This is a genomic window from Buttiauxella sp. (genome assembly GCF_035271705.1).
In the GTDB taxonomy this organism is placed as follows: Bacteria; Pseudomonadota; Gammaproteobacteria; order Enterobacterales; family Enterobacteriaceae; genus Buttiauxella.
The window spans coordinates 1-12078 of record NZ_DATERI010000153.1 but is presented as its reverse complement, the minus strand read 5'-3'; the positions used below and the strand labels follow the sequence as shown (position 1 = coordinate 12078).

At 51.6% G+C, this 12078-nt stretch carries 11 protein-coding genes; 9 read left to right on the top strand and 2 right to left on the bottom strand.

The window, feature by feature from the left end; all coding sequences use genetic code 11:
- Positions 1-44: 44 nt before the first annotated feature.
- The gene (gene yahO / locus VJY99_RS14145; protein ID WP_324119533.1) at positions 45-323 is read right to left on the bottom strand and encodes a DUF1471 family periplasmic protein YahO; all 279 of its coding nucleotides are present in this window, start codon (positions 321-323) and stop codon (positions 45-47) included.
- A gap of 1121 nt (positions 324-1444) precedes the next feature.
- Between yahO and VJY99_RS14140 the strand changes: the two genes are divergently transcribed.
- Genes VJY99_RS14140 through VJY99_RS14120 form a run of 5 tightly spaced genes read left to right on the top strand, consistent with a single transcriptional unit; the run spans position 1445 to position 6625 of the window.
- Complete coding sequence (locus VJY99_RS14140) at positions 1445-2560, top strand: AI-2E family transporter (protein WP_324119537.1); 1116 nt, start codon at positions 1445-1447, stop codon at positions 2558-2560.
- Positions 2550-4073 (top strand): TolC family protein, encoded by a 1524-nt coding sequence (locus VJY99_RS14135; RefSeq protein WP_324119531.1) that lies wholly within the window; start codon positions 2550-2552, stop codon positions 4071-4073. Before VJY99_RS14140 ends, VJY99_RS14135 begins: the two co-directional genes overlap by 11 nt.
- Positions 4070-5164 (top strand): HlyD family secretion protein, encoded by a 1095-nt coding sequence (locus VJY99_RS14130; RefSeq protein WP_324119529.1) that lies wholly within the window; start codon positions 4070-4072, stop codon positions 5162-5164. The genes VJY99_RS14135 and VJY99_RS14130 overlap by 4 nt, the downstream gene beginning before the upstream one ends.
- Positions 5165-5175: 11 nt before the next feature.
- Positions 5176-6201 carry a DUF2955 domain-containing protein gene (locus VJY99_RS14125; RefSeq protein WP_324119527.1) on the top strand — a complete coding sequence of 342 codons (1026 nt, stop codon included), beginning with the start codon at positions 5176-5178 and terminating at the stop codon, positions 6199-6201.
- A gap of 1 nt (position 6202) precedes the next feature.
- Positions 6203-6625: an ion channel gene (locus VJY99_RS14120; RefSeq protein ID WP_324119525.1), complete on the top strand. Its 423-nt coding sequence runs from the start codon at positions 6203-6205 to the stop codon at positions 6623-6625.
- Between the two features lie 12 nt (positions 6626-6637).
- Here the strand turns inward: VJY99_RS14120 and VJY99_RS14115 are convergent, their stop codons facing one another.
- Positions 6638-7810, bottom strand: a complete 1173-nt coding sequence (locus tag VJY99_RS14115; RefSeq protein WP_324119535.1) for an ROK family transcriptional regulator — start codon at positions 7808-7810, stop codon at positions 6638-6640.
- Between the two features lie 412 nt (positions 7811-8222).
- Between VJY99_RS14115 and VJY99_RS14110 the strand changes: the two genes are divergently transcribed.
- The 4 genes from VJY99_RS14110 to VJY99_RS14095 form a co-directional block, all read left to right on the top strand.
- A complete protein-coding gene (locus VJY99_RS14110) occupies positions 8223-9473 on the top strand; it encodes an extracellular solute-binding protein (RefSeq protein ID WP_324119523.1) in 1251 nt (416 codons plus the stop codon).
- A gap of 188 nt (positions 9474-9661) precedes the next feature.
- Positions 9662-10564: a sugar ABC transporter permease gene (locus VJY99_RS14105; protein ID WP_324119521.1), complete on the top strand. Its 903-nt coding sequence runs from the start codon at positions 9662-9664 to the stop codon at positions 10562-10564.
- Complete coding sequence (locus tag VJY99_RS14100; protein ID WP_324119519.1) at positions 10561-11400, top strand: carbohydrate ABC transporter permease; 840 nt, start codon at positions 10561-10563, stop codon at positions 11398-11400. Before VJY99_RS14105 ends, VJY99_RS14100 begins: the two co-directional genes overlap by 4 nt.
- A 28-nt stretch (positions 11401-11428) precedes the next feature.
- Positions 11429-12078: carbohydrate kinase family protein (locus VJY99_RS14095; RefSeq protein ID WP_324119517.1), on the top strand; the 650-nt coding region annotated here is incomplete at its 3' end.

Genomic DNA, 12078 nt, shown 5'->3' with positions numbered 1-12078 from the left:
GGGCAACACAAAAGTTGCCCATTTTTAGTTAACCGGGGTTGATGTTACTTTTTCTTGTACACATCAGCTGTACCGTGAATTTTATTCTCGGTGTCAGCAGAGGTTACAACGTAAAATTGGCCACCCAACTCATCGGCTTTTTTGGATAGCTCGTCTTTGGCATCGCTTGGTGCAGTTTCGCCGCTGGTGGTGATGGTACCCAATTTCACATACTCGTCTTTATGGTCGTTATATGCTTCCTTAGTCAACAACTCAGCTGACATTGCGCCAAATGACACGGCGCCCAAAGCTATGGTTGCAAAAACGACTTGCGCTATTCTCATGACAAACCTCATTTATTTGGTTGTGGAAAAGAAAATGCGATCCCTAGGTAATGACTATGGTCCAGATTTTGAGTTTTGCCACAGTTTGTTGTTTAAAAATAAACAGTCATGCCAGTGCCTAACTGGGAAAGATAACGGTATAGGGCAGATAAGCATCAGAATGCGGTTTCTAAGGTTTCCAGCAGGTTGTATTCGTCATCAACCAGCTGCGCTTTCCATTTGTCGAACGTCAGGCAAGGGGCATTAACCGCGTTATTAGGTGGTGGTCAGCTCCACAAAGCTTTCGGTGATACAAGAGATAATATCGATAGAAACAGACATAGCGCCTCCCAGAAATTGATAAAAATAGCGGGTACTTTGTACGATCAAACCGTTCACAGAAGGGCATTCCAGGCTGGGTATTAAGGCAAATAAGACATCGTTTAGCGCAGAAAAGGGACTGCTTTTAGAATGAATGACAGAATAGTTACCCGACAATGTTTATTGTCACTGGTGAAATTAATAATTTTTATTCCAGACAATTAATGTTTATTTAAAAATAAAAAACAAATTGCACTATTTTGTGCTACCGGTTGGTTTTAATTACCTTGCTAACTGAATGGTGGCAGTAAATTAATCTTTTAGCCGCCCGGGTTCTTGCCTATCCACAATACGAACTCATTAAGTGCTTCATGGCATCTAATGCTTGCGTGTGTTGGACCGAAAGTGCTACTTCTTTAATGCTATGGTGCTGTTTTCATCAGGTTTTAACGTATTACAACTGCTTACATAACACAGTTCAATATGAAAGTGACTTTCGGTAGTTTTTAATTCTGATTGCGAATTGTTTTTGTTGTGTTAAATGCTGGTTTTTGTGGTAATTGGTGGTTTTTTTAATGGTTATTTGTGTGTGTTTTTATATATTAATCTGTTAATCGAGCCATCACAAAGCATTCTTTGCAAGTATGCTTGTTTGTTCTATCATGGAAATAGTGGAATGAATTCAATCATTATCGTGTTCATTCATAATACTGAAACAATCGCTCGCCTATTTTAAAGCAATACCAGTTATCGACTGGCCTGCCTTTATTGTGCCTGGTCTGGATAACTATGTGACCACTATTAATTGGAATAACCTCACCATGGAAAATAACGAACTATCCACTGTCGTTGAAAAAAGACTGGTTGCCAGATTTCTGGATATGTTCATCAAGCTAGGTCTTATCCTGGGACTAGCTTCCTTCTGTTTTACTATCGTTTCACCTTTCATGAATATGTTGCTGTGGGCGCTTATTTTGGCGGTCACATTGTATCCGTTGCACCAGCGTTTTGCGTCTCGAATGGGAGGAAAACAAGGTCGGGCAGCCACTGCACTGGTGTTGCTGGGCGTGTTGTTAATCGTGGCTCCAACGGTTGCGATGGTCAGCTCATTGGGTGATAGCGTGAGCAACGTTGTGGACAAAGCAAGCAGCGATAGCTTGGTTATCCCGGCTCCTTCTGCTGATGTTGCCTCTATTCCTGTAGTGGGCTCCAAAGTGCACGCTTTGTGGACTAAAGCCTCGACGGATTTACCAGGACTTATCAACACTTATCGCCCACAGTTGGGGGATATCGCCAAGCAGGTTGTTGGTGTGCTCGCTAGCATGGGCGGCGGGTTAATTGGTTTTGTCTTCTCCTTCATCGTGGCCGGTATCATGATGGCCTGGGGTGCTGCAGGTGCACGCAGTTCTGAGCGCATTGCCGTACGTATTACTGATGAACGCCGCGGTGTCGCGTTGACCAAACTGTGTACCAGTACCATTCGTGCAGTGGCGATGGGGGTTATCGGGGTGGCCTTTATTCAGGCGTTGCTGGCTGGGGTTGTCATGGCGCTTGCTGGCATTCCTGCGGTAGGTATCTTCTTTATCCTGGCGTTGATTCTGGGTATCGCTCAGGTTCCGGTTATTCTCATCACGGCTCCGGCTATCGCCATTATGTGGATGACCGGCGATAACGGTACAGTGTTGAACATCGTCTACTCCATTCTGCTGGTTATTGCCGGTATGGCGGATAACGTGCTCAAACCATTGTTGCTGGGACGCGGTGTAGATGCACCAATGCCTGTAGTACTGATTGGTGCGCTGGGTGGTATGGCGGCCAGTGGTATTCTCGGTATGTTCATTGGGGCAACTTTGCTTTCAATTGGTTATCGAATCTTCATGGCTTGGGTCCATCAAGGCCCGAATGGCCCAGTGGTGAGCGGAACAGATGTCCAATGACCATCGCTTTGGGCGCTTCCTGTTAACAGGGGGCGCCTGCCTGGTCTTGTCCGCATGTACTGTTTTGGGGCCTGATTATAAAGCCCCACAAGTTCCGGAAATGACTCAGTGGCAACCTACAACCAAGGGAATGTCTGCCAAGACATCTTCGCAAAACTACGACCAGTGGTGGATTCAACTCAACGATCCGACACTAACGGCACTGATCAATGAAGCCTTACGAAAGAACCCTGATGTGAAAATTGCGGGGCTGCGGATCCTGGAATCACGCGCCCAACTGGGGATTGCCGAGAGCTTACTCGGCCCGCAGGCGACCATCGGGACGGGTGAGGTGATTACTGGCGGTCAGCAGCGTGAGAACCGTTACATTTCAAGCACCACCTATGGCGCAGGTTTTAATCTGGGCTGGGAAATTGATTTTTGGGGCAAGTTCCAGCGCGGTGTTGAATCTGCCGACGCGAATTACTTCGCCACCCTCGCTCAGTACGATGATATTCAAGTGCTGATGGCAGCACAGGTGGCGCAGATTTATGTGAACATCCGCACCTTAGAAGCGCGGTTGGACATTACCCAAAGCAACGCCAAAATTCAGCAACGTAGCCTTGAGATTACTGAGAAGCTGTTCCTGAGCGGCAACAGTGCCGAACTGGATGTGCAACAAGCAAAAACCCAATACTTGTCGACGCTCTCCAGTATTCCTCAACTTGAAACTAGCCTGCGTCAGAGCCAGAACGCTTTGAGCGTGCTGCTGGCGAGAAAACCAGGCCCATTGCAAGAAATGGCGGCCAACATTGGTGAACTGCCGAGAGGCAATTTGTCGCTGGTGTCTGAACTGCCAGCAGACCTGTTACGTCGTCGCCCTGATGTGCGTGTTGCCGAACGCCAACTGGCCGCTCAGTCGGCGCTTATTGGTGTGGCAGAAGCCGAACTCTATCCTTCAATTTCGCTTATCGGCAGCGTAGGTATTAGCGGACGTAATGGCGACAGCAGCACTCTGTCCTGGGCTGCGGGGCCGACGTTCAGTTGGAATTTGCTCGATCAAGGGCGACTCGGTAATCAGGTATTGGTGCAGGACGCTCGCTTCTTGCAACTGCATGAACGCTATCGGGATGCCGTGTTCCAGGCCGCGCGTGAAGTCGATGATTCGGCTATCGCCTACGCCAATGACAAAGATGAAATCGAATTGCTGACCCAAACAGGGGAGGCGGCTGTCCGCTCTCTGGATATTGCTAACACGCAATACCGCGAGGGAATGGCTGACTTCCAACGGGTACTGGATTCGCAAAGAGCCTTGTTCAATCAACAGGAACGTCTGGTGAACAGCCGGGGTGCTCTGATGCGTGATCTGATAACGCTCTACAAAGCACTGGGTGGTGGTTGGGAGAAAGGGCGTGAGCGTCCATTAGTTGACAAAGAAACCGACGCCCATTTACGCCAGCGCGATGACTGGGCCCCTCTGCTTGATGCTCCTCTGCCTGCGGCAACCGATATTAAAGAAGGTAAACAGCAATGACCGAACCCACATCCCCGGCGGGAAAAGCAAGTCGTCGTGGAGTGTTAACGCTCCTCGTCGCGATAGTGATACTGCTCTGCTGGTACTTAGCGGCCGACAGGCTTGCGCCTTATACCTCACAGGCCAGAATTCAAGCGTTTGTGATCCCAATGTCCGCAGAGGTCTCAGGCCAGATCCAGAAAGTCTATGTGAAGGACAATCAGCAGGTAGAACCTGGTGATCGGTTATTCGAACTGGATCCTGAGCCTTACGACATCGCACTGGCAAAAGCGCGTTCGGACTATGAAACGGTTCTGAGTTCGGTCAAGGCTAATACTGAAACTATTGCAGCAGCCAAAGCGGGTGTACAGGCTGCTACCGCCGCTTATCAGAATGCTGCCAAAGATGCTGAGCGCCAGGAACGTCTGTACCGTGAAGACCCTGGCACAATTTCAGTTCGCCGCCTTGAAGTGGCGCAAGCGACACGTGAAACAGCGCGTAGCCAAATGGCTGCGGCGTCGGCCGATCTGCGTCGTGCAACGGAAGCGGCAGGCGTTGCGGGTGAAAACAACTCGCAACTTCTGAGTGCTCGCTCTGCGGTACGCAAAGCTGAATTGGATCGCAAAAATACCGTGATGATTGCGACTAACCGTGGCCTGGTAACGGATTTGCGCACCGATATTGGCCAGTTCCTCGGGGCTGGTGCGCCAGTGATGACGCTGGTGGCGATTACTGATGTCTGGATTAGCGCAGACATGACTGAGAACAATATTGGCAATGTGAAACCTGGTGCTGAAGTTGCGATTCTGCTCGACAGTATGCCTGGGCATATCTTCAAAGGGCAGGTGCGCAGTATTGGTTATGGTGTCAGTGCTTCGCAAAGCCAACCTGCGGGCGTTCTGCCAACGGTCGACAATAACCGCGATTGGTTGCGTCAGGCACAACGTTTCCCGGTCAAAATTGCGTTTTCTAAAGATGACTTCCCGCCCGTTGAAGGTCTACGGGTTGGCGGCCAAGCAGATGTGCTGGTGTACGCGAACGGCAGTGGCCTGATGAGCTTTTTAGGTAGCATCTACATACGGTTGATGAGCCTGTTCTCGTATATCTACTAAGGTGCTGCACCATGCATAACGGAGATCGCGCCGTACTGAGGATTAGCATCGGGACAGCCATTGCGGCGCTGGTTTGTTATGGCCTCGCGCTACCCATGCCGCATCTGGGGTGCATCATGGCCTGGATTGTGCTGTGTCAGGGGAAACCGTTACCGATCAAAAAGGGGATCGTCGTTGGCGTCGTGCTGATAGTGACCATGATTGGTGGGGTGTTGATGGTGCCTTTGCTGACTCACTATCCGATGCCCGCACTGCTGTTTACTGGCTTGTTACTTTATCTGCTGATGCTTATGGGGCTGGGGGGGAAAGGCACGCAGGCGATGTTACTGACAACGGCGCTCACCGTCATTCCGATAGCCGGTCTTATTGAACAATCACTTGCCATTGGTATCGCTCAGATGATGGGGCTGGGTATCATTATTGGCACCGTGGTTAACCGGTTTGCTCTGGCTCTATTCCCGCCGCATCCCACTCCGGCAGCGGCTGCGAAGAAGGTGGCGCTTGCCCCCGAGTCGCCACACCAGTTGGCCTTACGTGCGGTACTGATCGTGTTGCCTGTCTGGCTTCTGGCCTTGAGCAACCCCTCGTTTTATATCCCGGCGGTGATGAAAACCGTGATGCTGGCGCAGCAAACCAACACGCTGTCAGCAAAACAGATGGGACGAGAGTTGGTGTTTTCGACACTGATGGGCGCTGCGTTGGCTGCGGTGTTGTGGTTCGGGCTGAGTATTTGGCCATCGCTGCTGATGTTGGTGCTTTGGCTGGCGCTGGTCAGTATGTGGGTTGCACGACGTATGGTGCGGCTTGCGGCAAACCGGTTCACGCCTTCTTTCTGGAGTAACGCCTGGGTCACTTGTCTCATCTTGTTTGGCCCTGCCATTCAGGATAGTGGTTCTGGCAAAGATGTCTGGATAGCGTCTGCCATGCGTTGCTCTTTATATGTTGCGGTTGCCCTCTATGGTTGGGCATGCGTTGTGATTCTTGAACGCTGGCACCCGAGTGGCCGGCCGGCGGTGGAAGCCGCCCCAGGAGATTAATATGTTGCTGGTTTTACTGACGGGGATGCCGGTCATCCTGTTGAATATGCTGTTGCAGTCGTGGGTTTCTATCGGCTGTATTCGTTTTTATATCAAACACTTTCATCAAAGAGAAGGGATGCTGGCTGGGGTACTGGCACTGTTCGGCATTATTATCATCGTGCTGATGGGCAACCTGCTACAAATTATGTTCTGGGGGATATTGTTCCTGTGGTTGGGGGAATTTCCCACTCTGCAAGAAGCGGTTTATCACTCAGGTGTTAACTTTGCCACCCTGGGATATGGCGATATCGTCATGAGCGCCGAGTGGAAACTGCTTGGCCCACTCGAAGCGGTGAATGGTGCGCTGATGATTGGCTTGTCTGGTGCCAGCATGCTGGCTGTGTTGCAGCACCATATCCGTAAGCAGTTCGGGGTCAACTAACGGCTGACGTGCTTATTTCAACAGCACTTCGTATTGCGGATTAAATTCATCGAATATCGGCAATGCGGCGGCACCTAATGCAGGCGTATCACTGCCAGACATTCCAATGCGAATTCTGGCATTTTTCGCATATCGGCTGCGCACCGAGTTATACAAGGGTGTCAGGCGGTTAATCAGCTTCTCAACCAGTGGCTGCGGCATCATTCCACCAATAATCACGCACTGCGCATCAAACACACACTCCATAATATTGATGGCCTGGCATGCCGGTTCGACAGCGGTATCCAGCCAGCTATCGAACAGCGCTTCATCAACATCCAATAAGTCTTCTGGTTTTGCTGACATCGGGTCCAGACCACAGGCTTCGTACGCCGCCTGTAACGACACATAGCGTTCGAGGCAACCCTTATTCCCGCAATAACATTCGCGACCGCCTGGTTGCACCACAATGTGGCCGATTTCGCCCGCATTGTGTGCATGCCCGGTATAAATTCGCCCATCGGTAAAGATACCTGCACCCAGACCGGTGCCGATATACAGGTAAACGAATGAGGATAATTGCCTGGCGACACCGTGAAAACGCTCGCCAATTGCTGCCACTGTGGCGTCATTTTCAAGGGTAACGGGCCAACCGGTTTGCGCACTCAAACGCGCCTCGATATCCACATTATCCCAGCCATGGAGGGTGGTCGGCCCTTGTGACGAAATGCCTTCGACACCAAAAGGCCCCGGCATGACTACGCCGATGCCTAACATTTTTCGCCAATCTATTTTCACTTGTTGGCGCATTTCTTGCTGTATTTGATCAATAAGGGCAAGCGTGGGTTCAGGCTGGGGTTTCTGCACATGGACAAGTTTGCGAAAGCGAACCTGGCCTGCGAGATCAACCAGTACAACCAGCAGCGATTGATGATCAAGATGGATGCCAATGGAATAGGCGCTATCAGGATTGAGTGTCAGTGGCGTTGCTGGTTGACCTCGCCCTCCCGCACGACGGGGCAGGTGAGAGGACAAAATGCCCACCTGTTCGAGTTCGGTCGCGATGTTAGACACCGTTTGGGGCGTGAGTGACGTGAGTCGGGCAATTTCAGCACGGGTGAGTTCCCCGTTGAGACGGATAGCTTCAATGACGACCCGACGATTGTGGGCGCGAGCGTGTTCAAGATTGGTGCCAGACGTTGTTATCACATCACTCTCCACACGGAAAACCTTTCCGGCAGTATGCGGAGTGTGATTACAGCAATCAATTTGATTTTATCAACCCGTCATACTTCGTATTGCAGATGCGTTACCCGAATTATTTAGGGTTAACTGGGGATGATATGAATTTGATAGTTCCATCACAGCTTTGAATGTTATTGCCATGTTAATGATAATGGCTAGTTATTATTTAGATTTTAATCACCCGAGTAGCACACGTTTGTACCTAAAATAATTCGAGTGACAGAGCGCAACCCACGCATCTGCAACCTGAAGTATGAAGGGTAAATCCGGCAGGGATGCAGGGACTGGCTGAGTTATGCCTTCCCATTTTTTTTAGTCAATTAAAGCAATCAAATTGATTTAATAAACTTAACCCCTGTTTCGGAGAATGACGATGAGCCTACGATTTACCCCTGCGGCCACCCTGTGCGCCCTCTCGGTACTCACTATGGGATACACAGCCAGTGCGCTCGCCGAGACGACGCTCAGTGCGCTGTTTATGACTCAGGCAGCCTACAGCGAAGCCGATATCCGCGCGATGACCGCAGATTTCACCAAACAGCATCCGGATATCAAAGTGAATCTGGAGTTTGTCCCTTACGAAGCCCTGCACGACAAGATTGTCGCTGCACGTGGTGCGGGTGACAAAGGCTACGATGTGGTGCTTTTCGATGCCATCTGGCCTGCGGAATTTAACAAGTTTGGTCTATTGCAGGACGTGACTGCACGTATTCCGGCTGAGGTTAGCAGCAAGATTTTTGACGGCGCGATCTCTACCGTGACCTACAAAGACAAGCGCTGGGGCATGCCGTGGATCCTCGATACCAAATATCTGTATTACAACAAAGCCATGCTGGCTAAAGCGGGGATTACCACTCCGCCTGCCACCTGGGCTGATGTTGAGAAGCAGTCTGAGATCCTGAAAGAAAAGGGCATTGTGAAGTACCCGCTGGTCTGGAGCTGGTCGCAGTCTGAAGCGTTGCTGTGCGACTACACAACACTTGTGTCGGCGTTTAAAGGTGAATTCTATACAGACGGCAAGCTGAACTTCACCAACGCGGGCTCAATGAAAGCGATCAATTACATGAAACAAACGCTGGATAAAGGGCTGACCAACCCGAATTCCCGCGAATATCTGGAAGAAGACGTGCGTAAGTCCTTCTCCAACGGTGACGCGGCTTTCGCGCTGAACTGGACGTACATGTACAACATGGCGAACGACCCGAAACAGAGCAAAGTTGCGGGTGATGTTGGCGTTATTCCGGCCCCGAGTGAAACCGCAGGCGGTGCTTCTGGTGTGAACGGTTCGATGGGGCTGGGCATCGCCAAAGCGAGCGCACATCCGGATCAGTCGTGGGAATACATCAGCTACATGACGTCGCAGCCGGTGCAGGACAAATACGCCAAACTGAGTCTGCCAATCTGGAAATCGTCTTACGATGACCCCGCGGTGCAAAAAGGACAGGAGCCGCTGATTGCCGCCGCGAAAGCCTCGCTGAACGTGATGTTGTCTCGCCCGGTCACGGCGGATTACTCCCGTTTATCGAATATATTGCAGCAAAACATTCAGGCGGTATTACAGGGTAAAACCCCTGCGAAAGACGGTATGGAAGCGGCAACCACCGCCGCCGATCGTTTGCATTAATTATACCCGTCATACTTCACGCTGCAGGAGTGTTGGCGACACCCACAAACCCCAGTTACTGACTTGAGTCAGCTCCTGGATTTTGTGCATTGGCCGCCTACCTGCAACTCGAATTATTGAGGGTATAACTATTTTTTAAACGCCAACAAGCTCGTCATCGGCTAACGATGACGAGCTGGGGAAACTGAATGCTGACATTACCGCAGCGTGAACGTCGACAAGCCTGGCTGCTGCTGGCACCCATGTTGCTCATGATGTTTTTGCTCACCGCCTGGCCGCTTGCCCGCACGTTGTGGCTCAGCTTTACCGATGCCGGGTTGATTGGTGATGGCGCCGCACCTGCCTGGGTAGGCAGTGATAACTTTCTCTATGCGTTAACCGACCCTGACTTTCGCGCAGCACTCTGGCGAACCCTGTATTTCACCGCGGTATCGGTGATTTTTGAAGGCATTATCGGCGTGTTGACGGCGCTGTTGCTCAATCAGAAATTCTGGGGGCGTAGCATTCTGCGCGTGCTGGTTATTTTACCCTGGGCGCTACCGACTATCGTGAATGCCACGATGTGGCGGCTGAACTTCAACCCGGATTACGGCAGCATCAACGCCTTGTTAACTCAGCTCGGGCTCATTGATAACTATCGCAGTTGGCTTGGCGACCCGTCATCCGCCATTAATGCGGTGATGTTTGCTGATATCTGGAAGAACTATCCACTGGTCACTCTGTTGGTATTGGCCGCATTACAGACTATCCCGGACGATTTATTTGAAGCCGCACGGTTGGATGGTGCATCGGCTTTCCGTCGTTTTCGCAAAATCACGTTTCCGGCCATTGCCGCCCCGCTGGCTGTCGCGCTGATTTTGCGCACTATCGACGCCTTTAAAGTTTTCGACATCATTTATGTGATGACCCGTGGCGGGCCGCTAGACAGTACCAAAACGGTCAGTTTCTTTGTCTATCAGGAGTCATTCAGCTACTTGCGCGCCGGCAGCGGTGCCGCTTACGCGATACTCATGACGCTAATTTGCGCGGTACTGATTCTGATTTATCTGGTGATGTTGCTGCGCCAGCGCCGTTCAGGAGGTGTCGAATGAAACAGAAAATCCGGCTTATTCTGCGCTATTTCGCAGCCCTCGTTCTGGCAGTGTCTATTCTGGCGCCGTTGGTATGGATGTTCCTGATGAGCGTGAGTTCGGCGGCGGACTTGACCCGCGTACCGCTGGAATGGCTGCCGCGCCAGTGGGATTTCAGCCGCTATGCCAGCTTGCTGACCTTACAGGACGGGCAACCCGGGGCTTTGTTCTTGCACGCCCTTGGCAACAGCTTGCTGGTGGCCTGCGGTGCCACGCTGATTTCGCTGCTGCTGGCTATCCCTGCGGCGTACAGTTTTTCACGCTATCCTGGCCGCGATATCTGGCTGTTTGGCGGGCTGGCGATTTACATGGTGCCACCGGTGGCGTTTGTGCTGCCGCTGTACTTTATTCTGGAAAAGTTGGCGCTGCTCAATACGCACCTTGGGCTGATTCTGGTGTATTGCTCGATGATCATTCCTTTCCTGACCTGGATGCTGAAAAACCAGTTTGATGCTCTGCCCATTGATATCGAGCAGGCCGCGCGTCTTGACGGGTTACGCTACTGGCAGGTTTTGTTGCGCATTACTTTGCCGCTGGCAAAACCCGCACTCGGCGCATCGGCCATGTTCGGCTGGTTACTGGCCTGGGATGAGTTTTTCTACGCGCTGCTCTTTACCAACAATATTGACGCCCAGACGTTACCGGTCACGATTGCCGGTTTCACCGCTGGGCGCGCCACCGATGATGGCTTAATTGCTGCAGTCGGCATTCTCGCGGCTATTCCGCCGCTGTTCATCGCACTTTGGCTGCAAAAAACGCTGGTTAGCGGGTTAACCGCGGGCGGCAGTAAAGGATAAACGCCAGCATCATGGGAAGCGCAACAATATGAAGAAACCAGAAACCCGCGCCACGCTGTACGTGGTAGGTAACATCAATGTGGATTTAATCATGAGCACGCTGCATGAATGGCCGAAGAAAGGCACTGAAGCGATGCTTGAAAGCAGTTCTCTGCGCCCCGGTGGTTCTGCTGGAAATTGCGCACTGGCGTTAGCGGCCCTGGAATCACCCTACCGTTTAGTGGCCAATCAAGGTAACGATCAGTTTACCGGTTGGCTGGCGAGCCTGTTTCCAGAAAGTGCGCCACACTGGCCGACTTGTGACTGTGAAACATCGCTGACGTTCGGTGTGACGCATCCTGACCACGAACGCACATTTTTCAGTAATCAGGGGCACATTGTCCGTCTTTCTATGCAGGATGTTCTGGCGCAAATACCAGAAGCAGCACAGCCCGGTGACTGGGTTTTGTTGTGCGGCACCTGGCTTTGTACCGCGCTGTACGCCGAATACCCACAAGTGCTGGCGGCGCTAAAGGAACGCGGATATTTAGTCGCAGTCGACAGTGGCTGGCCGCCGCAGGGCTGGAGCAACGCGCTGCGTGAGCAAACCGCAACATGGCTGCCGTTTTGTGATGCTCTGCTGCTCAATGAGGTCGAAACGCTGGGGTTGGCAGATACCCTCACGCTGGATGAGGCCGC